Origin of the sequence: Kribbella yunnanensis (genome assembly GCF_039529655.1) — a bacterium.
Classification (GTDB): Bacteria; Actinomycetota; Actinomycetes; order Propionibacteriales; family Kribbellaceae; genus Kribbella; species Kribbella yunnanensis.
Window position 1 is genome coordinate 157,285 of sequence record NZ_BAAANF010000016.1, and the last position, 25,205, is coordinate 182,489.

The 25,205-nt window shown below is 67.9% G+C and carries 26 protein-coding genes; 10 read left to right on the forward strand and 16 right to left on the reverse strand.

The features are described from left to right. Window positions 1-8 precede the first annotated feature (8 nt). A complete protein-coding gene (locus tag ABD231_RS21690; RefSeq protein ID WP_344154806.1) occupies window positions 9-710 on the reverse strand; it encodes an isocitrate lyase/PEP mutase family protein in 702 nt (233 codons plus the stop codon). Then, on the reverse strand, window positions 707-1,165 hold the full coding sequence (locus ABD231_RS21695; RefSeq protein ID WP_344154809.1) for a carboxymuconolactone decarboxylase family protein: 459 nt from the start codon (window positions 1,163-1,165) through the stop codon (window positions 707-709). The genes ABD231_RS21690 and ABD231_RS21695 overlap by 4 nt, the downstream gene beginning before the upstream one ends. Window positions 1,166-1,211: 46 nt before the next feature. Here ABD231_RS21695 and pdxR point away from each other — a divergent pair, with 46 nt between their 5' ends. After that, complete coding sequence (gene pdxR, locus ABD231_RS21700; RefSeq protein ID WP_344154812.1) at window positions 1,212-2,594, forward strand: MocR-like pyridoxine biosynthesis transcription factor PdxR; 1,383 nt, start codon at window positions 1,212-1,214, stop codon at window positions 2,592-2,594. A 23-nt stretch (window positions 2,595-2,617) separates the two neighbouring features. Here pdxR and mmuM read toward each other — a convergent pair whose 3' ends face one another. Genes mmuM through ABD231_RS21730 form a run of 6 tightly spaced genes read right to left on the reverse strand, consistent with a single transcriptional unit; the run spans window position 2,618 to window position 8,654 of the window. Beyond that, window positions 2,618-3,487 (reverse strand): homocysteine S-methyltransferase, encoded by an 870-nt coding sequence (mmuM, locus tag ABD231_RS21705; protein WP_344154815.1) that lies wholly within the window; start codon window positions 3,485-3,487, stop codon window positions 2,618-2,620. Beyond that, on the reverse strand, window positions 3,477-4,373 hold the full coding sequence (locus ABD231_RS21710; protein WP_344154818.1) for an FAD-dependent oxidoreductase: 897 nt from the start codon (window positions 4,371-4,373) through the stop codon (window positions 3,477-3,479). The genes mmuM and ABD231_RS21710 overlap by 11 nt, the downstream gene beginning before the upstream one ends. A gap of 14 nt (window positions 4,374-4,387) precedes the next feature. Continuing rightward, the gene (locus ABD231_RS21715; RefSeq protein ID WP_344154821.1) at window positions 4,388-5,470 is read right to left on the reverse strand and encodes an esterase-like activity of phytase family protein; all 1,083 of its coding nucleotides are present in this window, start codon (window positions 5,468-5,470) and stop codon (window positions 4,388-4,390) included. Between the two features lie 31 nt (window positions 5,471-5,501). Beyond that, on the reverse strand, window positions 5,502-6,821 hold the full coding sequence (locus ABD231_RS21720) for an enolase C-terminal domain-like protein (RefSeq protein WP_344154824.1): 1,320 nt from the start codon (window positions 6,819-6,821) through the stop codon (window positions 5,502-5,504). Continuing rightward, complete coding sequence (kdgD, locus tag ABD231_RS21725; RefSeq protein WP_344154827.1) at window positions 6,818-7,723, reverse strand: 5-dehydro-4-deoxyglucarate dehydratase; 906 nt, start codon at window positions 7,721-7,723, stop codon at window positions 6,818-6,820. Before kdgD ends, ABD231_RS21720 begins: the two co-directional genes overlap by 4 nt. A 52-nt stretch (window positions 7,724-7,775) precedes the next feature. Next, complete coding sequence (locus ABD231_RS21730; protein ID WP_344154830.1) at window positions 7,776-8,654, reverse strand: LysR substrate-binding domain-containing protein; 879 nt, start codon at window positions 8,652-8,654, stop codon at window positions 7,776-7,778. Window positions 8,655-8,756: 102 nt separating this feature from the next. Here ABD231_RS21730 and ABD231_RS21735 point away from each other — a divergent pair, with 102 nt between their 5' ends. The 4 genes from ABD231_RS21735 to ABD231_RS21750 are packed head-to-tail and all read left to right on the forward strand — an operon-like array spanning window position 8,757 to window position 12,965. Then, the gene (locus ABD231_RS21735) at window positions 8,757-9,743 is read left to right on the forward strand and encodes a tripartite tricarboxylate transporter substrate binding protein (RefSeq protein ID WP_344154833.1); all 987 of its coding nucleotides are present in this window, start codon (window positions 8,757-8,759) and stop codon (window positions 9,741-9,743) included. Next, a complete protein-coding gene (locus ABD231_RS21740; RefSeq protein ID WP_344154836.1) occupies window positions 9,740-10,207 on the forward strand; it encodes a tripartite tricarboxylate transporter TctB family protein in 468 nt (155 codons plus the stop codon). Before ABD231_RS21735 ends, ABD231_RS21740 begins: the two co-directional genes overlap by 4 nt. Continuing rightward, on the forward strand, window positions 10,207-11,718 hold the full coding sequence (locus tag ABD231_RS21745) for a tripartite tricarboxylate transporter permease (protein ID WP_344154839.1): 1,512 nt from the start codon (window positions 10,207-10,209) through the stop codon (window positions 11,716-11,718). Before ABD231_RS21740 ends, ABD231_RS21745 begins: the two co-directional genes overlap by 1 nt. After that, window positions 11,715-12,965, forward strand: coding sequence for a glucarate dehydratase family protein (locus ABD231_RS21750; RefSeq protein WP_344154842.1), 1,251 nt, complete (start codon window positions 11,715-11,717; stop codon window positions 12,963-12,965). Before ABD231_RS21745 ends, ABD231_RS21750 begins: the two co-directional genes overlap by 4 nt. 50 nt (window positions 12,966-13,015) lie before the next feature. Here the strand turns inward: ABD231_RS21750 and ABD231_RS21755 are convergent, their stop codons facing one another. From ABD231_RS21755 to nucS, 6 genes are all read right to left on the reverse strand, one after another. Further along, window positions 13,016-13,693, reverse strand: a complete 678-nt coding sequence (locus ABD231_RS21755; RefSeq protein ID WP_344154845.1) for a FadR/GntR family transcriptional regulator — start codon at window positions 13,691-13,693, stop codon at window positions 13,016-13,018. Further along, window positions 13,690-14,814, reverse strand: a complete 1,125-nt coding sequence (locus ABD231_RS21760; RefSeq protein WP_344154848.1) for an L-talarate/galactarate dehydratase — start codon at window positions 14,812-14,814, stop codon at window positions 13,690-13,692. The genes ABD231_RS21755 and ABD231_RS21760 overlap by 4 nt, the downstream gene beginning before the upstream one ends. A gap of 143 nt (window positions 14,815-14,957) precedes the next feature. Then, the gene (gene glmS, locus ABD231_RS21765) at window positions 14,958-16,778 is read right to left on the reverse strand and encodes a glutamine--fructose-6-phosphate transaminase (isomerizing) (RefSeq protein WP_344154851.1); all 1,821 of its coding nucleotides are present in this window, start codon (window positions 16,776-16,778) and stop codon (window positions 14,958-14,960) included. 36 nt (window positions 16,779-16,814) lie between these two features. Continuing rightward, entirely contained in the window at window positions 16,815-17,096 is a 282-nt protein-coding gene (locus tag ABD231_RS21770; RefSeq protein ID WP_238175947.1) for a hypothetical protein, read from the reverse strand. 77 nt (window positions 17,097-17,173) lie between these two features. Then, window positions 17,174-17,431 (reverse strand): hypothetical protein, encoded by a 258-nt coding sequence (locus ABD231_RS21775; protein ID WP_344154854.1) that lies wholly within the window; start codon window positions 17,429-17,431, stop codon window positions 17,174-17,176. A 29-nt stretch (window positions 17,432-17,460) separates the two neighbouring features. Then, window positions 17,461-18,120, reverse strand: a complete 660-nt coding sequence (gene nucS, locus ABD231_RS21780) for an endonuclease NucS (protein WP_344154857.1) — start codon at window positions 18,118-18,120, stop codon at window positions 17,461-17,463. Between the two features lie 54 nt (window positions 18,121-18,174). On the opposite strand from nucS, the gene ABD231_RS21785 reads away from it, so the two are divergent. The 5 genes from ABD231_RS21785 to ABD231_RS21805 all read left to right on the forward strand — a co-directional run bounded on the left by ABD231_RS21785 (window position 18,175) and on the right by ABD231_RS21805 (window position 23,267). Further along, window positions 18,175-18,498, forward strand: coding sequence for a hypothetical protein (locus ABD231_RS21785; RefSeq protein WP_344154860.1), 324 nt, complete (start codon window positions 18,175-18,177; stop codon window positions 18,496-18,498). A 33-nt stretch (window positions 18,499-18,531) separates the two neighbouring features. Continuing rightward, window positions 18,532-19,443 (forward strand): class I SAM-dependent methyltransferase, encoded by a 912-nt coding sequence (locus ABD231_RS21790; RefSeq protein ID WP_344154863.1) that lies wholly within the window; start codon window positions 18,532-18,534, stop codon window positions 19,441-19,443. A 201-nt stretch (window positions 19,444-19,644) separates the two neighbouring features. Further along, complete coding sequence (locus tag ABD231_RS21795) at window positions 19,645-20,091, forward strand: NUDIX domain-containing protein (RefSeq protein ID WP_344154866.1); 447 nt, start codon at window positions 19,645-19,647, stop codon at window positions 20,089-20,091. A gap of 62 nt (window positions 20,092-20,153) precedes the next feature. Then, window positions 20,154-21,929 (forward strand): 3-hydroxyacyl-CoA dehydrogenase family protein, encoded by a 1,776-nt coding sequence (locus ABD231_RS21800; RefSeq protein ID WP_344154869.1) that lies wholly within the window; start codon window positions 20,154-20,156, stop codon window positions 21,927-21,929. A gap of 306 nt (window positions 21,930-22,235) precedes the next feature. Further along, window positions 22,236-23,267, forward strand: a complete 1,032-nt coding sequence (locus ABD231_RS21805; protein WP_344154872.1) for a hypothetical protein — start codon at window positions 22,236-22,238, stop codon at window positions 23,265-23,267. Window positions 23,268-23,310: 43 nt separating this feature from the next. Here ABD231_RS21805 and ABD231_RS21810 read toward each other — a convergent pair whose 3' ends face one another. Both ABD231_RS21810 and ABD231_RS21815 read right to left on the reverse strand, forming a co-directional pair. Continuing rightward, window positions 23,311-24,609: an FAD-dependent oxidoreductase gene (locus tag ABD231_RS21810; RefSeq protein ID WP_344154875.1), complete on the reverse strand. Its 1,299-nt coding sequence runs from the start codon at window positions 24,607-24,609 to the stop codon at window positions 23,311-23,313. 1 nt (window position 24,610) lies between these two features. Continuing rightward, window positions 24,611-25,195 carry a PadR family transcriptional regulator gene (locus ABD231_RS21815; protein ID WP_344154878.1) on the reverse strand — a complete coding sequence of 195 codons (585 nt, stop codon included), beginning with the start codon at window positions 25,193-25,195 and terminating at the stop codon, window positions 24,611-24,613. Window positions 25,196-25,205: the final 10 nt, after the last annotated feature.

Consider the following 25,205-nt stretch of genomic DNA (forward strand, 5'->3'; position numbering starts at 1 on the left):
ACCCTGTTTCACTGCAGGCTCGGTAAGAGCTTCTGCAGCGAGTCCATCAGATGCGCGTGCACGCTGGTCCCGTAGGAGATGCGGTGCGCACCGGCCGCGATCAGCTCGGCCGGCGTCGGTCCGTCGATGGCGGCGTGCGCGTTGATCGGACCGCCGATTTCACTGACCAGCGACGGCAGTACGTCGAGTGGCGCGAAGATCGGGTAGATGCAGTCCGCGCCGGCCCGCCGATAGATCCGTCCACGCGCGACGGCGTCGGCGGGCGTCCCCTGCACCAGGAACGTGTCCACCCGCGCGTTGATGACCAGGTCGGCACCAGCAGTCGCGCGCACCTCGGCGAGGTAGTCGGCGAACTCCACCGGATCCACCAGCCCAGTCGACAACGAGTCCTCGAGGTTGCAGCCGACCGCACCGGTCTCCAGCAACCGCTCGGCGAACTCCTTGGCCGGCAGACCGTACCCGGCCTCCATATCCGCAGTCACCGGTAGGTCAACAGCCCGTACGACGCGCGCCACCGCGGTCAGCATCTCCGCAGCCGGTGTCAGCTGACCGTCGTCGTACCCGAGCACGCGCGCCATCGCGCCACTGCTGGTCGCGATCGCCGGTGCGCCGCCGGCGGCGATGATCCGGGCGCTGACCGGGTCCCACGCGTTCGGCAGGATCAGTGGTGGGCCCGAGTGGTGCCGGGCGCGGAACGCCTCGGCGGTCATGGCTTGTAGTGGCCCGGGGCCATCTTGCCGGTGATGCCGACTCGGTTCCACGCATTGATCATGATGATCAATGCGATCAACTGTGCAAGTTCCTTCTGGTCGAAGTGCTCGGCGGCCAGGTTGTAGACCGAGTCCGGTACATGTCCGTCGCTGACCAGCGTGATCGCTTCGGTCAACTCGAGTGCGGCCTGCTCCTGCTCGGTGAACAGGTTGCGGGACTCACGCCAGACCGGCAGCAGGTTCAGCTTCTGCTGCGGGCCTTCGCCGTGCAGGTAGTCGAGGCCGTGCATATCGGTGCAGTAGGCGCAGCCGTTCAGCTGGGAGGCGTGCGTCCGGATCAGGTTCGCGAAGTTCGCGTCGAGGCCGGCGCCCGCGGTCTCGTCCAGTGCGATCAGGGCCTGGTAGAAGTCGGGGGCCACGCTGGCCAGCTTCACTCGTCGGGTCGTTGTGCTCATGGCTCCAACCTAGAGGTGGATCGGCCCAGGTGTATGGTCCACTTCCATGGAAGATTCAGGGGCCAATTCCGCCGGCGCTGATCTGCATCTCGACCTGGCCGCGTCGCGCGGCCGCAACGACCTGGTCCAGGCCCTGCACGCCTCGATCCGCAGCGGACGGCTCCCGGCCGGGACCCGGCTGCCCTCGTCCCGCTCGCTCGCCAAGGACCTCGGCATCGCCCGGAACACGGTCGCCGACGCCTACGGCCAACTCGTCGCCGAAGGCTGGCTGACCGCCAGACAGGGCTCCGCCACGGTCGTCGCCAGCCGCGCCACCATCGCCCCAACCCCGATCGTGACCCTTCCGCCGATCCGGACCTACCGCTACGACCTGACCCCCGGCTCACCCGACGTCTCGACATTCCCACGCGGTGAGTGGCTCGCCGCGGCCCGCAAGGCCTGGCCGGCCGCACCGAACGAGGCGTTCGGCATGGGCGACCCCCGCGGCCGGATCGAACTTCGCCGTACCCTCGCCGACTACCTCGCCCGAGCCCGCGGCGTACGGGCCGATCCGGAACGCATCCTGATCTGCTCCGGCTACGTCCAGGCCCTCAGCCTGCTCTGCGAGGCGGTCCACAACCTCGGCGGTACGACGGTCGCCACCGAGGAGTTCGGCTACGACCTGCACCGCGACGTCATCCGGGCGCGTGGCTTGCGACCTGTCCCGCTCGCACTCGACGAGTACGGCGCCGACGTGTCGCAGCTGACCGGCCAAGCCGCGCTACTGACCCCCGCGCACCAGATGCCGACCGGCGTCCCGCTCTCGCCAGAGCGCCGTACGGCGGTCGTCGAGTGGGCGGCAAAGTCGGGCGCGGTGGTGATCGAGGACGACTACGACGGCGAGTTCCGCTACGACCGGCAGGCCGTGGGAGCCCTGCAGGCGCTGGATCCGGAGCGAGTCGTCTACACGGGCACCGCCAGCAAGAGCCTCGCACCGGGCGTGCGGCTGGCGTGGATGGTCCTCCCGCAACACCTGATCGAGCCAGTGATCGCCGTCAAGCGGGTGGCCGACTATCAGACCGGTACGCTCGAGCAGCTGGTCCTCGCCGAGTTCATTGCCTCCGGCCACTACGACCGGCACGTACGGCGGTCGCGCCTGCACTACCGCCGTCGCCGCGACCGCCTCGTCGAACTGCTCGCTGAACGCGCCCCGAACGTCAAGGTCGCCGGAATCGCGGCCGGCATGCACGTACTGCTCGACGTACCCGGCGATGCGGACGAGATGGTCGAACGCGCCGCCCGCCAAGGCCTCGGCCTGACCAGCATGAGCACCTACCACTTCGCGCCGACCCCAGCCACCCGCCAAGCCGTCATCGTCGGCTACGGCACCCCGCCCGACCACGCCTACCCCGGCGCCCTCGATCTGCTCTGCCAGGTCCTAGGCGTCTGAGAGCCTGCCGCGGCCGCCAGATGCTAGGCGTCCGACAACGCGGCAGCCAGGGCGCGGATACCGCTCGGGCCGACGCGGCAGCAGCCGCCGATGTACTTAGCTCCGGCAGCGGCCCAGCCCGGTGCGAGATCGGTGAGAGTCTCCGACGAGCCGGTCCAGCCGCGCGCGTCGGCGTCCCAGATCTCTCCGCTGTTGGGGTACGCGACGGCCGGTCTGACCGTGGCTGCCAGAGCGACGTCTGCCGCGACCTCCTCCGGCGCGCAACAGTTGATGCCCACGGCAACCACTTGGTCGATACCGCCGAGCGCGAACGCCTCGGCCAGCGGCTGCCCCGCCCGCGTCCGGCCATCGGCGGCGCTGTACGACAGCCACGCCGGGAAGTCGAGCTCCTGCAACAACTGAACCAGTACTTCGGCCTCGTCGACATCAGGAATCGTTTCGACGGCGAGCAGGTCGGGCCCGGCGCCGATCAGCAACTCCAGCCGCGGCCCGTGGAAATCACGCAGCGCCGACGCACTGACGCCGTACCGGCCGCGATATTCGGAGCCGTCGGCGAGAAACGCGCCGTACGGACCAACCGATGCGGCGACCAGCCGCTCACCACCGAACTCGTCGCGGACCTCCTGAGCGATCCGCACACTCGACGCGATCAGCCGCTCAGCCTCCGCGACCGGTACGCCGGCCTGCGCAAACCCGGGCACACTCGCCTGATAACTGGCGGTCGTCGCAACCATCGCACCGGCCTCGAAGTACGCGCGGTGGACGGCGGCGATCTCCGCCGGGGCGTCCCTCAGCAGCCGAGCCGACCACAGCGCGTCGGACAGGTCGTGGCCGCGGTCCTCGAGCGCGTTCGACAGACCGCCGTCGAGGATGATTGGTTTCTCAGAGCCCATTGGTCAACGCCAGAACGTCGTCGGCGCAACCCCAGGACAGCGTCACGCCGGATCCGCCGTGGCCGTAGCAGTGGATGACCCTGTCCACCAGCTCGCAACGCACAGACGGCCGAGCCGGGCGTAGTCCGACCCGCGCCCGCAGAACCATTGCCTTACGCAACTGCGGAACCAGCTCGGCGGCGCGCTCCAGAATCGCCGTACTGACTGCTGGGTCGGCGGCCAGGTTCCAGTCGCCTGCCTCGCTCGTGCCGCCGACGATCACGTCGTTCGAGCGCGGGATCACGACGGTGGAGTCGGCGATCAGCCACTCGGAAAGACCGCACTGCGCAACGGTCAACACCTGCCCGCGCACCGGCGTCACCGTCGGATCGGACGCGGTCAACCGGGCACCGAGACCGGTGCAGTTGACCACGAGATCGGCCGAGCTGGGCAGGCCCGACAATGCAGCGCGAGTCAACGTGCCACCTGCGTTCTCGAGGCGTTTCACCAACGACGGCAAGTACTGCGGCATCTCGACCACTGGCGCCGTGAACGCCCACCCGTCGGCGAACCCAGTCGGCGGCGACGCCACCCGAGTCAGATCCGGCAGGACGTCTGCCCACGCCGGATCCGGAGTCCGCTCCTCGAGCAGCTCACGCCCGTGCCGCAACTGCACCGACGGCTCATGATCGGCCAGCTTGGTGAACTCGTCGTACGACGCCTTGGCCCACGCGGCCACCCGATCGGCGGGCTCGGCCAGGTAGGGACCCCAGATCGCGCCTGCCACCGAAGACGTGGTCTCCAGCGGCAGGTCACGAGCCAGTACTGCGACCTCGTAGCCGTTCTCGGCCAGCCGAACGGCACAGGTCAGTCCGATAACACCGGCACCCACCACGATCACGCGCATACGCACAGTGTCGCCTAGTGCAGGTCAACCGCCAACGAGTAGAAGCGGGTGATCTGGGTTGCGCCGTTGTTATCATCCGACAGCAGGTACAGCTGTCGACGCCCACCGGGCAGGTGACCGCCCAGCGCGAGTGCCTCGACGTTGTCCAGCAACGGGTTCGGCTGCGGCTGCTTGGCGACCGCACCGGACGGCGGGCAGTTGACCAGATCGAACAGCAACTTCTTCTGCACGAACGTCTTGTCCGGCACGTCCTTGAGCGAGGCCTGCGCCGTCACATCGGTTGCGTGCCGCAACGACACCGTGAACACCCGGATGGTGTTCCCAACGCCCGCCACGAAGGTCCGCTCCATCGAGACCAGTTCGGACGGGTTCACCCAGGCCAACTCGACCAGCGAGAGCCCGGGGTCGGTGTGGTACGCGTACTGCGCGGCAACGCGGTAGTCATGTCCGGAGAACCCGGCGTACCGCAGGATCCGGTTCCGCCCGCGCCCATCGGCATCCCGACCGTCAGGTCCGAGCGGCTCCTCCATACCCGCGAACACCGACCGCCCGTCCCGGCTCGCGGTCAGCGACTCGAAGGTCCCGTTCGAGACCGCCTCACCGGCCGGCGCCACCTGGAACCGCGCCGGCACCGGCAGCGACCCGATCTGCAGACCATCGGACAGCCGGAACCGCCGGATCGACGGCTCGCGCTCGGACGTCGCGAGGACGGTTCGCTGACCGCGCTCGACGACCAGTCCCTCGCCATCGAAGTCCTGTCCGGTGTACGGCGTACCGTCCGGGCGCTTGAGGATCGTGATCCCGTCGACGCTGACGGTCGGCTTGCTACTGACCTTCAGATCGAAGACGCGCGCGGGAGTGGTCCCCACGTTGTCGACCAGCGCGATCGCGCTGTGCGGACCGGTGACATTGAGCGCGGACAACCCGGCGACCGGCTGCCCGTCGTACGTCGTCTTGTTCAGTGCGTCGCTGAACCCGAGGAAGCGGGCATCCGGCGAGCAAGCTCCACCGGTTTGGTGATCAGCAGCGGTTGCGGTGAGTGGCGTGGTGAGAGTGGTCAGAACAACAGCAGTGGCGAGCGGCTTCTGCCAACGCATTCCAGACTCCTCGATCAACGAGAGATGAACATCAGCGCACCAGACAGGGCCGCTTCGGATCGAACGCCCAGTCCTTCATCACATACTGCATGGCGACCGAATCGTCGCGCGCACCGAGTCCATGTTCGAGGTAGAGAGCGTGAGCCGCAGCGAGCGCATCCCGGTCGAGATCGACGCCAAGCCCAGGCCGCGTAGGTACGGCGATCGCGCCGTCGACGATCTGCAGCGGCTCCTTCGTGAGCGCCTGACCGTCCTGCCAGATCCAGTGTGTGTCGAGCGCGGTGATCTCACCCGGAGCCGCCGCTCCGACCTGGGTGAACATCGCCAGCGAGATGTCGAAGTGGTTGTTCGAGTGTGAACCCCAGGTGAGCCCGAAGTCGTTGCAGAGCTGGGCAACCCGCACCGAACCGGCCATCGTCCAGAAGTGCGGATCCGCCAGCGGGATGTCCACGGCATCGGTCCGGACCGCCTGCGCCAGCTCACGCCAGTCGGTCGCGATCATGTTCGTTGCCGTCCGCAATCCCGTCGTACGGCGGAACTCGGCCATCGTCTCGCGGCCGGAGAACCCGGGTTCGGCGCCACACGGATCCTCGACGTACGCGAGGATGTCGTCCAACCCATTGCACAAGGCAACGGCCTCGCGAACCGGCCACGCGCCGTTCGGATCGATCGTGATCCGGGCCTGCGGGAACCTGTTGCCGAGTGCACGGATCGCCTCGAGCTCGACCGCGCCCTCGAACACCCCACCCTTCAACTTGAAGTCCGCGAACCCGTACCGCTCTTGAGCTGCCTCCGCCAAAGCAACGACGGCCTCGGGCGTCAAAGCAGGTTGCCGCCGCAAGTCAGACCACCGATCTGTGCCATCCCCAGTCAGGTAAGGCAGATCGGTCTGCCCTGGATCGCCGACATAGAACAGATAACCGAGCACCGGTACGGCGTCCCGCTGCTGACCGTCGCCGAGAAGCGCAGCCACCGGTACGCCGAGATGCTGTCCGAACAAGTCGAGGAGTGCCGACTCGAGCCCGGTCACCGCATGCACCGTCGTACGGAGGTCGAATGTCTGCAACCCGCGACCACCCGCATCCCGATCCGCGAACGACGTCGCGACCGACCGCAGTAGTTGGCGGTACCGCGCGATCTCCTGACCGACCAGCAACTCCGCGGCCTCCGTGATCGTGCCCGCAATCTTGGCGCCACCCGGCACCTCGCCCAGCCCGGTGTTCCCCGAGCTGTCGGTCACGATCACGACATTGCGCGTGAAGAACGGCCCGTGGGCGCCACTCAGATTGAGCAGCATGCTGTCGTACCCGGCCACCGGCACGACCTCGACCGACACCACCCGCGGCGTCATTTCACACGGCCGATCAACGCGGTGAGCTGGGTCAGTTCGTCATCGGTCAGGTCCTGCAGCGGCGGTCGCACCGGGCCGGCTGGGCGGCCGATCGCCTTCACGCCGGCCTTCACGATCGAGACGGCGTACCCCTTCGTGCGATCGCGAATGCCGAGGTACGGGATGACGAAGTCGTTCAGCTTGCGGTAGACCGCGTCCCGATCCTGCGCGAGCACATCGGCGTAGAAGCCGAGCGCGAACTCCGGCACGAAGTTGAAGATCGCCGACGAGTAGGTGCTGACGCCCAGCTGCAGCAACGGCAGCGCGAACGTCTCCGCAGTCGGCAGCCCGCCGATGTAGGTCAGCCGATCGCCGACGCGGGCGTACGTCCGCGTCATCATCTCGACGTTGCCGACACCGTCCTTCAGGCAGACCAGATTGTCGTTGCGGTCGGCAAGCTCCGCGACGGACACATCGTTGAGGATCGCGTTCGCGCGGCTGTAGACGGTGACGCCGAGATTCGTGCTGCGGCACACGGCCGACACATGCTCGACGAGTCCACGCTGACCGGCCTCGGTGAGATAGGGAGGCAGCAGCAACAATCCGTCCGCCCCCGCGGCCTCGGCGGCTTGCGCCTGGGCGATCGCGGTCGCGGTCCCGCCGGTTGCCGGTGCGATCACCGGCACGCGCCCGGCAACCTCGGACACGGCTGCCCGAACGACGGTGTCGATCTCGACTGGGGTCAGCGAGAACCCTTCCCCGGTTCCACCCGCCGCGAAGAGCCCGGCGACGTCGTACTGGCTGAGCCAGGACAGGTGCTCGCGGTAGGCCGGCTCGTCGAAGCTCAGGTCGGCACGGAAGTGCGTGACGGGGAACGAGAGCAGGCCGGTCTTCAGCTGGGCAGCGAGTTCGGTGGGAGTCACGCCGGTCAGCCTAGGAACGCCGGTGGATACCTGTCCAAGTCTGTTTGTGGATCTATTGATGCTCTGAGAGCATCGCTCGCACTCGCCGCAGCACCGGATTGGCCGCGTCGCGATGCCAGATCGCGTGCAGCTCGACCGGTTCACCGGCCAGTGCGATCTCCTTGTAGGTGACGCCCGGTACGCCGAGATCGCGCGCCGACTCGGGGACGAGCGCGACCCCGCGACCGGCCGCGACCAGCAGCACGACGGTGAGCACCTGCTGCACGCGCTGGGTGATGCGGTGCTGGGACCCGGCCAGGAACCGAATGGTGAGCTCATGGAAGTAGCCGGCGCGAACGGGGTCATAACTGATCACCTCTTCCGCAGCGAAGTCGGCCGCGGTGAGTGGGCGGTCGAGCGCGGTCAACGGGTGCTCTGCAGGCAGGGCCGCGCACAACGGCTCCCGAGCCACCACCAGGGAGTCGAGGAGGTGCGGATCGTACGGCGGCCTTCCCAGCGCGAGGTCGAGTTCGCCGTGCAGCAGCCCGTCGATCTGAGCCGACGTGACACGCTCGTGCAGGATCACGTCGACCTCAGGCAGCTCGTCGGACACCCGGCGCAGGAACGGGCCGAGCGTCCGGATCGCCGACACCGCGGTGAAGCCGAGCCGCAGTGTCCCGGCCGCTCCCTGGTCGACCCGACGGGCGAGATCACCCGCAGTCTCGACGAGCGCCAGCATTCGCAGGGCCTCGCCCAGGAACGCCTGCCCGGCCTCGGTCAGGACGACGCGGCGGTTGTCCCGCTCGAACAGCCGGACGCCGACCGCGCGCTCCAGCTTCTGCACCTGCCGGCTCAGCGGCGGCTGGGTCATGTTGAGCCGCTCGGCCGCCCGGCCGAAGTGCAGTTCCTCGGCGACCGCCACGAACGCGGTCAGCTGGTCCAGCGAGAACATGATTCCCGAAAGGTATCACTCGATGCATAAACAACCTTGGACAGGCATCGACGGGTCTCCCTACGCTCACGCAAACGGGGCCGAACCAGAGGAGGATCTTTGATGAGGCTCACCCATGTGGTCGCGGTCGGGGCGACGGTTGCGCTCGTCGCGGGTTGTGGAGGCGTGAAGACGACGTCGACCGGCGGTGACGGCGATTACCCGACCGGCAACATCCAGATGAGTGTCGGCGCCGCGCCTGGTGGCAGCACCGACCTGATCACCCGCGCGATCGCCGAGGGTCTCGGCAAGGAGCTGGGTGTCTCGGTGCCGGTGGTGAACAAGCCCGGTGCGAACGGCGCCCTGAACGCCAAGGAACTGCAGTCGGCCAAACCCGACGGCTACAAGATCGCGGTCCAGAACGCGTCGCTGTTCACGATCACCCCGCTGGCGGTCTCCGCCAACGAGGCCGTGAAACTCGACGACTTCGACCTGATCGGCGGCATCTCCCAGGACGACTACGTCCTACTCGCCCCGGCCGCGTCGGCCGCCAAGTCGATCGCCGACCTGAAGAAGTCCGGTAAGAACATCAAGTACGGCACCACCGGGGTCGGCACCGGCGCTCAGCTCGCGGCCGCGCTGACGTTCAAACAGGCCGGCATCCCGGCGACCGACGTACCGTTCGATGGTGGTGCGCCCGCGCTGACCGCGTTGCTCGGCAGTCAGGTCGATGTCGCCACCATCCAGGTCGGCGACAGCATCGCGCAGATCAAGGCGAAGAAGGTCGTGCCACTCGCGGTGTTCTCGGCCGAGCGGATCAAGTTCCTGCCCGACGTCCCGACGGCCAAGGAACAGGGGTACGACGTGGTCGTGTCGCAGTACCGGTTCCTGACCGCGCCGAAGGGGACGCCGGACGCGGTCAAGACCAAACTCGGCGAGGCGGCGAAGAAGACCTTCGCGACCGAGTCGTACAAGCAGTTCAACGACAACCACTGCCTGACGCCGATCGAGGGCTCGCCGGACGAGGTCCGGAAGATCCTCGACGAGTACGCCACGAAGTACAAGGCGCAGCTCGACCAGTTCCAGATCTCGCTCGGCGCCAAGAAGTGAGCGAACTCGTCGAGGACCGTCCACCAGCTGCGGGCCCGCGGTCCCAGCTGGGTGCGGCGGTCGTGGCCGCGGCGATCGGCGTCTTCGGGCTGCTCGGGTCTCTCGCCCTCGGTCTCGGCAAGCTGACCGCGCCCGGTCCGGGGCTGTGGCCGTTCGCGGTCAGTGTCCTGATCACCGTGCTGTCGGTGGTACTCGCGCTGACCGGGCGGCACGGGACAGACACCGAACGGTTCACCGGCGCGAGTGTGCTGACCGCCGTCTCGGTGGCGAGCCTGGTGCTGTTCGCGATGCTGCTGCCGGTGATCGGGTTCGAGATTCCGTCGCTGCTGCTGGTGTTCGGCTGGATGCGGTTCCTGGGTAAGGAGTCCTGGGTATCGTCGGCGGCCGTCAGCGTCGGCACGGTGGCCGCGTTCTACGTGCTTTTCGTCGTGCTCCTCGAGATCCCGTTGCCGCGGTTGATCTGATGGACTTCTTCAACCCCGTGATCGACGGCTTCGGCGTCGTCCTCGAACCCACCAATCTGTTGTACTGCCTGATCGGCGTCGTGATCGGGATGCTGATCGGCGTCCTGCCCGGACTGGGGCCGGCGGCAACGATCGCGATCCTGCTACCGGTCACGTACGGCGTCGAACCGGTCTCGGCGATCATCCTGCTGGCCGGCATCTTCTACGGCGCCCAGTACGGCGGCACGATCACGTCCGTCCTGCTCCGCCTCCCGGGCGAGGCATCGTCGGTCGTCACCGTGTTCGACGGCTACGCGTTAGCCAAACAAGGGAAAGCCGGTACGGCGCTCGGTGTCGCGGCGATCGGGTCGTTCATCGGCGGCACGGTGTCGATCATCGGGCTCACGCTGTTGGCCCCGGTCGTAGCCGAGGTCGCGCTCGACTTCGGCCCACCCGAGTACGCCGCGCTGTCGCTGTTCGGCGTACTCCTGGTCGCGACCGTCGGCAACGGCGGCCGGACCAAGGCGGTGATCGCCGCCGGACTCGGGTTGCTGCTGGCAACGGTCGGGCGGGACACGTTCACCGGTGCGAGCCGGTTCACCTTCGACACCCTGAACCTTGCCGATGGCATCGACTTCGTCCCGATCGCGATGGGTCTGTTCGGCCTCGGCGAGATCCTGCACAACCTGGAGGAACGGCACCGCGCGCTGCAGGAGCCGGCGAAGGTCACGAACGTCTGGCCATCCCGCGCCGACCTCCGCCAGTCCAGCGGCGCGATCGGACGCGGTTCGGTGATCGGGTTCATCCTCGGCGTACTGCCGGGCGGCGGCGCGACGCTGTCCTCGCTGGTCGCCTACGCGGTCGAGAAGCGCCGGGCCAAGCATCCTGAGCGTTTCGGGAAGGGCGCGATCGAAGGTGTTGCGGCACCGGAGACCGCGAACAACGCGGCCGCGACCTCGTCGTTCATCCCGTTGCTCACCCTCGGCATCCCGGCCAACGCGACGATGGCGCTGATGTTCGGCGCATTGCTGATCCAGGGCATCCCGCCGGGTCCGCAGCTGGTGTCGGAACACCCGGACCTGTTCTGGGGCGTGGTGAACTCGATGTACATCGGCAACATCCTGCTGCTGATCATGAGCATCCCGATGGTCGGCCTGTTCGTGAAGATCCTCCGGGTCCGGCCGGCGATCCTCGCCCCGATCACGGTGCTGATCACGTTGCTCGGGGTTTACACCGTGAACAACCAGGTCTTCGACATCTTCCTGGTGATCGCCTTCGGGGTACTCGGCTACCTGATGAAGAAGTTCGGCTTCGAACCCGGTCCGCTGGTGCTGGCGTTCGTACTCGGGAGTGTGATGGAGACCGCCGTGCGGCAGTCGCTGCTGATCTTCGGCGGGAACCCGGCCGGCTTCTTCACCCGGCCGATCTCCGGCACGGTCCTCGCAGTCCTGATCGTCGTGCTCGCGCTACCGGCCGTCCGATTGCTGATCCGGCGTTCTCAAGACTCTTCGAGTGATAAGGAGCCTGTGTGAGCAGGATTTCCAGGATCGAACTGACCCCGGTCGCCTTCGCGGACCCGCCGCTGCTGAACGTCTCCGGCGTCCACCAGCCGTTCGCGCTGCGGACGATCGTGCAGGTCTGGAGCGACGACGGCAACCACGGACTCGGCGAAACCTATGCGGACGACACCCACCTGGCTCGGCTCGAGGCGGTGGCCGCGGTCCTGCCCGGGCTGGACACGTTCGACCTGAACGGCCTGCGGAGGCGGGTGGCCGACGTACTGCGCGCTGAGCGGGGTGCCGAGGTCGGTGGGATGCTCAATCTGCAGGATCCGGTCGACGTCGTACTGTCGCCCTTCGAGGTCGCGCTGCTCGACCTGCAGGGCAAGGAACTCGGCCGGCCGGTCGTCGACCTCCTCGGTGGTGCTGTGCGGGACGAGGTGCCCTTCAGTGCCTACCTGTTCTACAAGTGGGCCGGGCATCCCGGTGCCGCGGAGGATTCGTGGGGTGCCGCTCTTGATCCAGCGTCAATCGTTGATCAAGCCCGATCAATGATTGATCAGTATGGATTCACAGCGATCAAGCTCAAGGGTGGAGTGTTTCCCCCCGATCAAGAGATCGAGGCGGTCCACGCACTGGCCGCCGCCTTCCCCGACCACAAACTCCGGATCGATCCGAACTGCGCGTGGACGGTCGATACGTCGATCAAGGTTGCTCAACAGTTGACCGGTGTCATCGAGTACCTAGAAGATCCGACACCCGGTATCGACGGCATGGCCGCGGTAGCGGCGCAGACCGACATCCCGCTGGCGACCAACATGTGCGTGATCGCCTTCGCCCACCTCAAACCGTCAGTACTGGCGGACGCCGTCCAGGTCGTCCTGTCCGATCACCACTACTGGGGCGGTCTCCGGCGATCGCAACTGCTCGGCGGAATCTGCGACACCTTCGGCATGGGCTTGTCGATGCACTCCAACTCACATCTCGGAATCAGTCTCGCCGCGATGACCCATCTCGCGGCGGCCACCCCGAACCTCACCTACGCCTGCGACACGCACTACCCCTGGAAGACCGAGGACCTGATCAAACCCGGTGTGCTGACCTTCACCGACGGCAGTGTGCGAGTACCAACCGGCCCCGGGCTGGGGATCGAACTCGACACCGACGAGCTCGGCCGCCTGCACGAGCAGTACCTCGCGGCCGGAATCCGCCGCCGCGACGACACGACGTACATGCGGACGATAGACCCGACCTTCACCCCAAATCATCACCGCTGGTGAAGCAGGCGCCACCACCCGCTCGCTAGGCTCCAGGCGCCACCGGCCGTTTCCTAGGCGCCCAGCCGGTGGCGGGTGTTCGCGAGGTGCACGCGCATCGCGGCGCGTGCCGCCTCGCCGTCCCCGTGCACGATCGCGGAGTGGATGTTCTCGTGCTCGTGGATCACCCGTGTCAGGTGGCCAGGGTCGGACATCTCGTACGCCGGGTCGAGCCGGGTCCGCGGCAGCATGATCATCATCGGCCCGAGCTCCCGGATCGCGTCACCGTAGAAACGGTTGCCCGAGGCAAGCGCCACCGCAAGATGGAACGCGAAATCCGCCTCGACCGACCGCGCCGGATCATCCCCGACCCGCCGGAACCCGTCCAGCGCCCGCTCAATCCCGAGCACCTGGACATCGGTACGCCGTACAGCCGCGAGCCCGGCCGCCTCACTCTCGACGCCGATCCGGAAGTCCATCAACTCAAGCACATCCTGATGGCTGCGGACCTCGCGAAGCTCAACCGGACCGGGCAACTCCAGCACGAACGACCCGCGCCCCTGGAACGTATCCACCAGCCCAGTCGCCTGCAGCCGTGAGACAGCCTCGCGAATGACAGTCCGGCTGACCCCGAACTCCTCGACCAGACCGTTCTCCGCCGGCAGCTTCGCGCCAGGCGCCAGCTCACCGGCCAGGATCCGCCGCTTGAGTTCCGCGACGACGTCGTACGCGAGTCCGCGCCGCGCACTCATCGGCTGCCGAACTCACACGAGTCGACGGTCCAAGCCGCGCACTGCTCGCTCGTGGTGAAGCCGAGACCAGGCCGGTCCGGTACCAGCATCCGGCCGTCGACAGTCTCCAGACGCTCGTTGAACAAGGGGTTCAGCCACTCGAAGTGCTCGACCCACGGCTCGCGCGGATAGGCGGCCGCGAGGTGCAGGTGGATCTCCATCGCGAAATGCGGTGCGAGCTGCAGACCGGCGTGATCGGCCAGCGTCGCCAGTTTGAGGAACGGCGTGATCCCACCGATCCGCGGTGCGTCCGGCTGGATGATGTCGGCTGCCCGGGCCTCGATCAGCCGCACGTGCTCACCAACACTCGACAGCATCTCGCCGGTCGCGATCGGGGTGTCCAGTGCGGCCGCCAGTTGCGCGTGCCCCTCAGCGTCGTACGCGTCGAGCGGCTCTTCGATCCAGACCAGGTCGAACTGCTCCAACGAGCGCCCGACCCGCAGTGCTGTCGGCCGATCCCACTGCTGGTTCGCATCAACCATCAGCGGTACGGCGTCGCCCAGGTGCTCGCGGACCGCCCGCACCCGCTCGAGGTCGCTCCGGCTGTCGGGCTGGCCGACCTTCAGTTTGATCCCGCCGATCCCGTCCGCCAGCGACTGTGCGGCACGCGAACGCACCTCGTCGATCGACGCGTGCAGGAACCCACCGGACGTGTTGTACGCCCGTACCGAGTCCCGATGCGCCCCAAGCAGCTTGGCCAGCGGCAGACCGGCTCGTTTTGCCTTCAGATCCCACAACGCGATGTCGATCGCCGCGATCGCCTGAGTCGCAACGCCGGAGCGCCCGACCGACGCGCCCGCCCACAGCAACTTGTCATACACCTTGGCGATATCGGACGGATCCTCGCCGATCAGCTGCCCGGCGACCTCCCGGGCGTGCGCGTACTGCGCCGGTCCACCGGCCCGCTTCGAGTACGAGAACCCGATCCCGTGCTGCTCCTGCGCCGTACTGATCTCGGCGAACAGCAGCACGATCTCGGTCATCGGCCGTTGCCGGCCGGTCAGCACCTTCGCATCGCTGATCGGCCGCTCCAACGGCAGCACCACCGACGACAACCGGACATGACGGATCTGATTGCCCATGCCAGTCATCGTACAAGTGCCCAGCTTGTATGACGAGTGGCGACTGCGGACCTAGATCCCCTCACAAATGGCCGGCCCCCGCCGCGCTGAGCGTGACGGGGGCCGGGGGAGCGCAGTTGTGATGGCCTGTGGGTCCGGGACGACTACTCGACCGTGACGGACTTGGCCAGGTTGCGGGGCTTGTCGACGTCGTGACCGAGGGCCACGGCGGCGTAGTACGCGAGGATCTGGAGCGGGATCGTGAGCAGGATCGGGTCGAGTTCCGGCTCGTTCTTCGGGACCACGATCTGCGCGGCGACGCCGTCCGGAACATCGACGCCCGGGTGGGTGACGACGTACAGGGGGCCGGAGCGGGCGGCGATCTCGTGCAGGGCGCCGATGTTGCGGTCGAGCAGCTCGTCCTGCGGGACGATCGCGACACTCGGAACGTCCGGCGAGATCAGCGCGAGCGGGCCGTGCTTCAGCTCGGAGGTCTGGTACGCCTCGGCGTGCCGGTAGGAGATCTCCTTGAGCTTCTGCGCACCCTCACGGGCGACCGGGTAGCCGCGGGTGCGGCCGACGAAGAACAGGCTCTCGTGCTGGGCGAGCCGGCCGGCGATCTTGGCCAGCTCCTCCTCCTGGTCGACGATCGTCTGGATGTGCTCGGGGAGCTTCTTCAGACCCTCGATCAGCCGGCGGCCGTCGGCGGGGGAGACGTCGCGGATCCGGCCGAGGTGGATGCCGAGCATCGCGAACGCGACGGCCATGTTGGTCAGCGCCTTGGTCGAGGCGACCGAGACCTCCGGGCCGGCGTGCAGGTAGACACCGCCGTCGACGGCGCGGGCGATGCTGGAACCGACCGCGTTCACCAGGCCGATCACCCGGCCGCCCTTGCGCTTCAGCTCCTGGACGGCGACCAGGGTGTCCAGCGTCTCGCCGGACTGGCTGACCGCGATGTACAGCGTGTCGCGCTCGACCACCGGGTTGCGGTAGCGGAACTCCGACGCCGGCTCGGCGTCGGCGGGGATCCGGGCGACCTCTTCGATGAACTGCGCGCCCATCTGACCGGCGTAGTACGCCGAACCGCAGCCGAGGATCTTGACCCGCTTGATCTCCCGCGCCTCACGGGCGTCCATGTTCAGGCCGCCGAGGTGGACGGTGTGGAAGCGCTCGTCCAGGCGACCCCGCAGCGCGCGGCCGACCGCGTCCGGCTGCTCGTGGATCTCCTTCATCATGAAGTGCTCGTGCAGACCGCGCTCGTACTCGTCGGCCTCCCAGTCGACCGTCTTCGCGGTCTTGGTGGTCGGCGAGGCGTCCTGGGTGAAGGTGCGGTAGCCGTCGGCCTTCACAGTCGCCATCTCGCCGTCGTCCAAGTAGACGACCTGACGGGTGTAGCGGATCAGTGCGGCCGCGTCGGAGGCGACGTGCATCTCGCCGTCGCCGATGCCGAGGATCAGCGGGCTGCCGTTGCGGGCGACCACGATCCGGTCCGGGAAGTCCAGGTCGATCACGGCGATGCCGTAGGTGCCCTCGATCCGGCGCAGCGCGGCCATCACCTTCTCCTCGAGGGTGGCGCCGTCGGACTGCTCGATCAGGTGCGCGAGGACCTCGGTGTCGGTCTCGGAGCGCAGCTTGACGCCGGCCTCCTCGAGCTGGGCGCGGAGCGCACCGGCGTTGTCGAAGATGCCGTTGTGGACGACCGCGATCCGCTCGTTGCCGCTGGCGTGCGGGTGCGCGTTGTCCTTGCTCGGGCCGCCGTGGGTCGCCCAGCGGGTGTGGCCGATGCCGAGCTTGCCGCCGAACCGCTTCGGCAGCGACGCCTCCAGCTCACGGACCCGTCCGGCGTCCTTGTGCACCTTCAGCTCGCTGGTGCCGAGGACGGCGACACCTGCCGAGTCGTACCCGCGGTACTCCAGCCGGGCCAGGCCGTCCACCAGGATGGGCGTGGCCGGCTTGGTGCCGACGTACCCGACGATTCCGCACATGTGTTGGTGCCTTTCGTAGGTCTTGGGTAGCAGCCGTCAGCCGTAGACGATCCGTCGGAGCTGACGTGCGGACAGTTCGGGCGAGCGCACCGGCCAGTGCCGGAGCTCCGAGCCCACGCGCGCGAAGATCTCGTCGTTGCGGGCCCCGTAGGTCTGCAACTCACGGTGCCGCCGCCGCACGTACTCCTCGGCGGTCTCCGTGAAGTACGCCAGCACGTCCGCGACCACTCGCCGCGCGTCGTCCGCGGACAGCCCGGTCGTCCGGCTGACCTGCTCGGCCAGCTCGTCCACCGGCGCTGCCGCCGCCTCACTGATCACCGGACAACTCTGCAGCTTTTCCGGGCTCAACACAAAGGATCTGCCCGAAATCGGGCAAAAACCCTGACTTATCAGCCTTAAGGCTGGTACGGCGGCTGCTGCGGCGGCTGATTCTGTGCCGGATTTTGGGCCGGGTAAGCCTGGTTCTGCTGGGGATACTGCTGGTTCGGCGGGTACTGCTGCTGATACCCCGCGGGCGGCTGGTTGCGCTTGCGCTGCGACCGCAGGACGAGGATCACCACCAGGACGACCGCGCCCACGACGAGGAGCGGCAGCGCGACCCACATGATCAGGCTGAGAATCGTTTCGATCGGGTTCGCGGGCTTCGGTCCCATCAGCGGGGCTCCTCGGTCGGACTGCGCGGTCAGAACAGGCGCAGGACGTCGGATTCCATCCCGCGGAGCAGGTCGTAGTCCACGGTGACGCACTCGAGGCCGCGGTCGGTGGCCAGGAACTGGGCCTGCGGTTTGATCAGCTGGGCGGCGAAGATACCGCGCACCGGGGCCAGCAGCGGGTCGCGGTTCAGCAGTTCGACGTACCGGGTCAGCTGCTCGACACCGTCGATCTCGCCACGCCGCTTGATCTCGACCGCGACATGCTTCCCGTCGGCATCACGACACAACAGGTCGACCGGCCCGATCGCGGTCGGGTACTCCCGCCGTACCAGCGTGAAACCCTCGCCGAACGTGTGGACGTGCTCGGCCAGCAGCTCCTGCAGATGCGCCTCGACACCGTCCTTGATCAGGCCGGGATCCGTGCCGAGCTCGTACGCCGTGTCGCTGTGCACCTCCTTGATGGAGATCCGCAGCTCCTCGCCGGCCTTGTTCGTCACACTCCAGACGTCATCCTCGACGACCAGCTTGCACGGCGGCGACATCCAGTTGAGCGGTTTGTACGAACCGCCGTCGGCGTGGATCAGCACGGAGCCGTCCGCCTTCACCATCAGCAACCGCGGCGCCATCGGCAGATGGGCGGTCAGACGGCCGGAGTAGTCCACGGAACACGTTGCAATCACCAAGCGCACGAGGAGTGACGCTACCAGTGCGCGGTTGTCGGTGCGGCCTGCGACGCTGGCCTGGTGATGGAGAAGATCAGCGACGAAGCACTGGCGGCGTACGACGACCTGGTGGCCGAGCTGGAGCCTGCGGGGGTGACGCGCGGGCAGTCGTTCGGGATGCCGTGCCTGAAGATCGGCCGCAAGATGGTCGCCGGGATGTTCGGGAACGCGATGGCGTTCAAGCTGCCGCCGGGCGTGCTGGAGGAGGCGCTGGCCGTGCCCGGGGCCGGTCCGTTCGACCCGGCCGGCGGGCGGCCGATGAAGGAATGGGTGCTGATCCCGCTGGAGCAGTCCGCCGTCTGGGCCGAGTACGGCGCCGACGCCCTCGAGTACGTTCGCGGGTGACCGGTGGTGGGCGGCCGTGCGAGGGTGGTTCGTATGAACCTCATGTGCCCGGCGCGGATCCTGCTGCTGCCCGGCGATGGGGACGACGCAGCCGTCGGTGAGCGGATCGCGCAGGTCTATGCGGGGACGTTCGACGCCTCAGCCGGTTCGCGTCTGGCCGAGCGGCTCGGCGTCCAGCTGACCGTCCTACCAGACCTGGTACGGCGCCCTGACGCGGAACTGCAGGCGATCGCGGACCTCCATCGCGGCGAGACCGTGGTCGTCCTCGGCGTCGACCTCGGCCTGAAACTGCCGGCCGTCGTCGAACACACCGGCGACGGCTGGATCCGCGTCCCGACCGACAACGAGCTCACACTGGCGACGTACGAACAGGCCGCGGACAAATTCCGCGCATCGATCCCAACCGAACCCAACCACGACCTCATCGACCTACTCGCCGACGCAGTCGCCCCCGGCGCCCGCGTGCTGGAACTCGGCAGCGGCACCGGTTGCGACGCCGTCGAACTCGAACGCCGAGGCTTCGCGGTCCGCCGAACCGACGCCACCGAGGCGTTCCTTGACATGATGCGAGCCGACGGACACCAGGCCGACCACCTGAACGCTTTGACCGACGACTTCGGCGGCCAGTACGACGCAGTCTTCGCCGACGCAGTCTTCCTACACTTCGACCGCTCCCAGCTAACCGGAGTCCTCCGCAAGGCCGTTCGCGCAGCGCCAGTCCTCGCCTTCAGCACAAAAGAGGGCTCAGGTGCCGAATGGTCGGACCGCCACCTAGACCTCCCACGCCACTTCGTCCTCTGGCAAGAACAACCCCTCCGCGACCTGCTCACCTCAACCGGCTGGACAGTCCGCAACCTAATCCGCAGCGAGCCACCCGCCCCCATCAAGCCCCGCCTCCCAGACAGCGCAGTCGGCTGGTTCCAAATCCTGGCAGTCCGCACATGACACGCGCCGCCCCGCCCCTCCCGGCGCCCCACCCAAACCTCGTACCTGCCCTCCCGCCCACGACGCCCGGCACCGCCTTCCCCTTGTCGGCGATCCGCCCCTCCGGGCTTGCCGGCCGTGCTGCCTACCTGCGCGCCCGCTCATGACGCGCGGCGCCGCCATTTCCCTTCTCGGCGATCCGCCCCTGCCGGGATCCCGCCCATGATTCGTGCTGGCGTGGTCCTGTTCTCCCCCGAGGGGATCGCGGTGATTGAGCGGGTGCGCGACGGGCTGACCTACTACGTGTTGCCCGGTGGTCAGGTGGATCCCGGCGAGACCCTGGCCGAGGCTGCCCGCCGCGAAACCTATGAGGAACTCGGTCTGCATGTGCGGATCCACGGCGCGGTCGCGGTGGTGAACTTCCGCGACACCACCCAGCACTACTTCCTCGCCGAGACGATCGCCGGCGACTTCGGCACCGGAGACGGTCCGGAGATGGACAGTCCGGCGGATTCGGAGCGGGGGAGCTACCGCGCGATGTGGTTACCGCCGCACCGCTACGGGGAGCTGAAGCCGAAACCGATCGGTGCCACGCTGGCCGCCGTACCGGACCCGGAGGCGCTCGTGACGGAGTGGCTGACCGCCCCGCCGGCGTTCGACGAGGTGTGAGGTTGACCTCGCGGGTGACTCAGCTCATGGGCTGACCAGTCGCGGACTGGCATAGTGCCAGCATGGCTCGGGAACTGAAGGTCGTCGGAGTGGTCGGTCTCGGCACGATGGGTGCCGGTATCGCGGAGGTGTTCGCGCGCAACGGCCTGACTGTGGTCGGGGTGGAGCGGGACGACGAGGCGGTCGAACGCGGCCGCGGTCACATCCAGCACTCGACCGACCGGGCGGTGAAGCGTGGCAAGCTGTCCGTCGATGACCAGCAGGCGCTGTTCGACCGGGTCACCTTCGCGACCTCGCTGGAGGCGCTCGCGGACTGCGACCTGGTGATCGAGGCCGTCATCGAGCGGCTCGAGCTGAAGCGGGAGATCTTCTCCGCGCTGGACAAGGTCGTCCGCGACGACGCGATCCTGGCGACCAACACCTCGTCGTTGTCGGTCACCGAGATCTCCGTCGCCACCCAGCGCCCGCGCCGCGTGGTCGGCATGCACTTCTTCAACCCGGCGCCGGTCCAGGAGTTCGTCGAGGTCATCAAGACCGTCGTCACCGAACCGGACGTGGTCGAGGATGTGCAGGCCCTGGCCCGCCGCCTCGACAAGGTCCCGGTGGTCGCCGCCGACCGGGCCGGCTTCATCGCCAACGCGCTGCTGTTCGGCTACCTGAACCACGCCGTCTCGATGGTCGAGTCGCGGTACGCGACCCGCGAGGACGTCGACGCCGCGATGCGTCTCGGCTGCGGCTACCCGATGGGCCCGCTCGCGCTGCTCGACCTGATCGGTCTGGACACGGCGTACGAGATTCTCGACACGATGTACAAGCAGGGCCGCAACCGGCTGCACGCACCGGCCCCGATCCTCAAGCAGATGGTCACCGCCGGCCTGCTCGGCCGCAAGACCGGTCGCGGCTTCTACACCTACGAGTCCCCGGACTCGCCGGTCGTCGTCGACGACGAGCAGACCCCGAAGCCGAACGGCGCCGACACCGTGATCCGCCCGATCCAGCAGATCGGCGTGGTCGGGTCCGGCACGATGGCGGTCGGCATCATCGAGGTCTGCGCCAAGGCCGGCTACGACGTCCTGTACGTCGCCCGCGGTACCGAGAAGGTGGACAAGGTCCGGGCCGGCCTCGAGCGTTCGCTGGAGAAGGGCGTTCAGCGCGGCAAGCTCTCCTCCGAGGAGCGGGACGCCACCCTGCGCCGGATCACCGGTACGGCGCGACTCGACGACCTGGCCGGTGCCGATCTGGTGATCGAGGCCGTGGTCGAGGAGCTGAGCGTCAAGCAGGCCCTGTTCGAGACCTTCGACGAGATCTGCAAGCCGTCCGCGATCCTGGCCACCACGACGTCGTCCCTGCCGGTGATCGACCTGGCAATGGCGACCAAGCGGCCCGCAGCCGTCGTCGGGCTGCACTTCTTCAACCCGGCGCCGGTCATGAAGCTGGTCGAGGTCGTCAGCACGGTCAGCACCGCCCCGGACGTCGCCGACACCGTCGCCGCCCTGGCCGTTGCCGCTGGCAAGCATCCGGTCCGCTGCGGCGACCGGGCCGGCTTCATCGTGAACGCACTGCTGTTCCCGTACCTGAACGACGCGGTCCGGATGCTCGAGGCGCACTACGCCGGAGTCGACGAGATCGACGCCGCGATGAAACTCGGCTGCCGCCTCCCGATGGGCCCGTTCGAACTGCTCGACGTGGTCGGTCTGGACGTCTCGCTGGCCATCCAGCGCACCCTGTACCTGGAGTTCCGCGAACCCGGCTTCGCCCCGGCGCCCCTGCTCGAACACCTGGTCACTGCCGGCTACCTCGGCCGCAAGACCGCCCGCGGTTTCCGGGACTATGCCTGATCTTTGGAGCAAGCACCGCCCGGCAACCTGATCGGCGGGTGCGGACCCTCCAAGTCGTAGGAGTTCAGCAACGACTTGGGGGAAGCGATGACGGCACCGGAGAACAAGCCTTGGCGTTTCACCGGCGCCCGACCGGCCACACCTGGCGCGAATTGGACGACCGGTGGTGCCTACCGCAACCTCCCGCCCACTAGCACACGCCCGGATCCCCGCGCACAGCGCACGGCCACCAACCCGGCCACCCGCCACAGCGACCGACCACTTGATACTGCTGCCTGACACTGGCGACCTGGCAGACTCCCGTGGGTGCGCAAGATCTTCGGGATGCAGGAGCTGTTCACGATCTGCTGGCTGTTGCTGCTGGCGGTGACCGGGCTCGGGCTGGTCATGATGCCGTCGAGCGTCGGCGCCGACTGGCCCGGCTGGACCTCGCTCATCGTCCTGGTCGCCTTGACCTGCCTCCCCGCGGCCTGGCTCCTGCTCCTCGTCTCGGCCGGTGCCGCGACGGTCGCGCGCTGGATCGCCCTCGCCGCGGTCGGCGCCGTCCTGCTCCGCCTCATCTGGTCCGTGTACGACGCCGGCCCCGCCGTGGTGATCGCGGTCCTGCCAGTGATGCTCCTCGTGGTGCTGATTGCCGTCGTGCTCGTCTACTCGCGGCCGCGATCGCTGTCCCGTGAGCTCAAAGAGCTTGCCGAACGCAACGGTTGGCAAGTCGTCGACAGCCGCGGACTGCAGTTGCCGACTCTCCCGTTGCCAGTCGGCCGGGCCTGGACCGCGCGCGACGCCGTACAGGCTCCGACCGGAGTGGCCTTCGAGGTGCAGTGGTTGCAATGGCACGGCGTCCTGGCGAGGCGGCGCAGACTGAGTGTCTTCGTCACCACCTTGGATGCGGCGCTGCCGACACTGGAGGTCCGGCCCGGCGGCCTGACTCGGTCGGACATCGTGCTCGAGAGCGCCGAGTTCAACCGCAGCTTCGACGTACTGGGTGAGAACCCGCGCTACCTGATGTCCGTCCTCCATCCCCGAACCATGCAAGCCCTCCTCGACACCCGCCCGATCGGCCTCGCCCTCTCCGGCACCGCCTTGGTCCTGTACGACGACGCCCCGCTGACCGCCGAGTCGCTGCCCCGAGGCCTGTCCGGCCTCGACCGCATCAAGGTGCCGCGGCACGTCCTCGAAGACTGGGGGAGCTATCCCGGCCAACCCGCCCCTGGTCTGCGCTTCGCCGACCCCGGCTTCGAGGTCTCCTACGGCGGCGCGCTGCTCCGCATGACCGGCCTCGCGGCCACCCTGCTCGGCCTGACCTACGTCAGCTGTCTCGCCGCAGTCTCGCTCTAGCGCTGTCATGCTGCCCACTGTTGTTCAAGCTGCCCAGTGCTGTTCAGGCTGCGAAGACGGCTCGGCCGAGGGGCGGGATGGCGCCGCAGGTCCGGAAGAAGGTCCGTGCCGCGGTCCGCACCACCCGGTTCCTGGTGATGGCACCCTCGGTGTTCCGGACCGATTCCCGCACCGTGGCGAACCCGTGTTTGACCATCTCCTGCTCGTATTCGGTGAGTGCGTCGGAAAGCTCTCGCTGACCGGAGTGCACCGCGGTGAGCGCCGCACACAGGTGCTGCGCGTCGCGCAGGGCGGTGTTGCCGCCGAGACCGCCGACTGGTGGCATGTGGTGGACGGCATCGCCAAGCCCGGTGACGTTGGTCGCCGGTCCGAGGCTGAGCGGTCGTGCCGCAGTGAACGCGGTCTGGAAGAGATCGTCCGGGTACGACGACGTGATGAGTCGGTGCAGCGCGGGATGCCAACGCTTGGTGCGCCCGGCCAGCGTCGCGTGCGCGTCCTCCGGCGGCAACCGGGAGAAGTCTGCGGGCATGGAGTCGCGATGTGCGATGTACGCCCACATGACATAGTCCCGGTCGGTCGACTCGGTGAGCAGCCGACCCGGGTCGAGGCCGAGCGCACGTAACTCCGGGCCGAGCCGGTCGACCACCGATTCCGGATTCTCGCGACGACGGAAGACCGCCGTGAAGAGGAAGTCACGCCGCGGCCAGAAGATGTTCTTGCCACTAAGCAGAGTGTCCGGCAGCCAGCCCAGGGTCTCCTCGTCGAGGTACAGCTTGCCGCCGACAGCGACCGCGGGCAGCTCGATCTGGCCGGCCTCGGGGTGTAGCTGCGCCCAGGCCCGGGAGTTCGCACCGTCCGCGGCAACCAGGACGTCGGCGTCGGCGCTCGTGCCGTCCGCGAAGTGCGCGCTCACTGTGCCATCCGGCCCGCGGGTGAAGCTGGTGAACTCCTTGCCGAAGTGGACGACGTCCTGCACACCCGCCAAGAGCAACCGGCGCAGGGTGACTCGACTGACTGCATGTTCACCGGTCGCCGGGTCCAGTGGATCGAGCGGCGCTTCGCCGTCCCGGCCGACCAGAATCATCGACCGCATCTGCTCGTCCAAGAACCCGATGCCACGCCCGGAATCACCCGCCGTCGCGACCAGCACCGCCCACAGCGCCGGCGGAAGACAAGCGTGCAACGCGGTTCCACCGATCGGCTCGATGTTCAGCCGGAACCCCTGCAGCCGTGACTCGGGCGTCCGGTCCCGTTCGTAGACCGCGACGTCGAGACCCGCCTTCCGCAACCCCTGCGCGAGACACAGTCCACCGATGCCGCCGCCGATAACCCCCACCCGCATGTCATTCCCCCTGTTCCCTAGAACTGCCTTCATCCGAACTGCCTGCGTCGGACTGCTGATCCGCCACTGCGGCCAGCAGACGGTCGTGCCACTCCACCTCGGCCCGCAGCCGCAACAGCGTGTGGTCGAACGCAACCGGCTCCAACCCGGTCAGGTGCGGCTCCGCTTCGGTGCGCAGGTTCTCCCAGTACTCCAACTGCGCGTCGTACGACTCCCGACGAGCCCGGATCGCCGCCAGCAGTTCCTCGTCCGAGATCGCACCCCGATGGAGGAGCACCAACTGCATCGGATCCGGACGAAGCGTTGTATCCGCCAGCGTCGCGCGAAGCAGCGTGGACAACTCGGCACGCCCCTTCCGGGTGATGCCGTAGACCGTGCGAGCAGGCAGATTGCCCTCCTGCTCGGTACGCACCACCTCGAGCACTCCCTCATCCGCCATCCGCCGCAAAGCGCCGTACAACGAGCCAGGTTTGACGTCCGCCCACAGGTCCACCCGATCCACCTGCGCAGCAGTCCGAATCTTGTGCCCATGCATCGGACCCCCGTCCGCCAGCGCACCGAGGACAAACAACCGAGTAGATCGCATATGAGTACTC

Bases quoted from the DNA above. Each gene is read 5' to 3' on its own strand.
- ABD231_RS21690 (WP_344154806.1), bottom strand. From the start codon at position 710: ATGACCGCCGAGGCGTTCCGCGCCCGGCACCACTCGGGCCCACCACTG.
- ABD231_RS21695 (WP_344154809.1), bottom strand. From the start codon at position 1,165: ATGAGCACAACGACCCGACGAGTGAAGCTGGCCAGCGTGGCCCCCGAC.
- pdxR (WP_344154812.1), top strand. From the start codon at position 1,212: ATGGAAGATTCAGGGGCCAATTCCGCCGGCGCTGATCTGCATCTCGAC.
- mmuM (WP_344154815.1), bottom strand. From the start codon at position 3,487: ATGGGCTCTGAGAAACCAATCATCCTCGACGGCGGTCTGTCGAACGCG.
- ABD231_RS21710 (WP_344154818.1), bottom strand. From the start codon at position 4,373: ATGCGCGTGATCGTGGTGGGTGCCGGTGTTATCGGACTGACCTGTGCC.
- ABD231_RS21715 (WP_344154821.1), bottom strand. From the start codon at position 5,470: ATGCGTTGGCAGAAGCCGCTCGCCACTGCTGTTGTTCTGACCACTCTC.
- ABD231_RS21720 (WP_344154824.1), bottom strand. From the start codon at position 6,821: ATGACGCCGCGGGTGGTGTCGGTCGAGGTCGTGCCGGTGGCCGGGTAC.
- ABD231_RS21730 (WP_344154830.1), bottom strand. From the start codon at position 8,654: ATGTTCTCGCTGGACCAGCTGACCGCGTTCGTGGCGGTCGCCGAGGAA.
- ABD231_RS21735 (WP_344154833.1), top strand. From the start codon at position 8,757: ATGAGGCTCACCCATGTGGTCGCGGTCGGGGCGACGGTTGCGCTCGTC.
- ABD231_RS21745 (WP_344154839.1), top strand. From the start codon at position 10,207: ATGGACTTCTTCAACCCCGTGATCGACGGCTTCGGCGTCGTCCTCGAA.
- ABD231_RS21755 (WP_344154845.1), bottom strand. From the start codon at position 13,693: ATGAGTGCGCGGCGCGGACTCGCGTACGACGTCGTCGCGGAACTCAAG.
- ABD231_RS21760 (WP_344154848.1), bottom strand. From the start codon at position 14,814: ATGGGCAATCAGATCCGTCATGTCCGGTTGTCGTCGGTGGTGCTGCCG.
- glmS (WP_344154851.1), bottom strand. From the start codon at position 16,778: ATGTGCGGAATCGTCGGGTACGTCGGCACCAAGCCGGCCACGCCCATC.
- ABD231_RS21775 (WP_344154854.1), bottom strand. From the start codon at position 17,431: ATGGGACCGAAGCCCGCGAACCCGATCGAAACGATTCTCAGCCTGATC.
- ABD231_RS21790 (WP_344154863.1), top strand. From the start codon at position 18,532: ATGAACCTCATGTGCCCGGCGCGGATCCTGCTGCTGCCCGGCGATGGG.
- ABD231_RS21795 (WP_344154866.1), top strand. From the start codon at position 19,645: ATGATTCGTGCTGGCGTGGTCCTGTTCTCCCCCGAGGGGATCGCGGTG.
- ABD231_RS21800 (WP_344154869.1), top strand. From the start codon at position 20,154: ATGGCTCGGGAACTGAAGGTCGTCGGAGTGGTCGGTCTCGGCACGATG.
- ABD231_RS21810 (WP_344154875.1), bottom strand. From the start codon at position 24,609: ATGCGGGTGGGGGTTATCGGCGGCGGCATCGGTGGACTGTGTCTCGCG.
- ABD231_RS21815 (WP_344154878.1), bottom strand. From the start codon at position 25,195: ATGCGATCTACTCGGTTGTTTGTCCTCGGTGCGCTGGCGGACGGGGGT.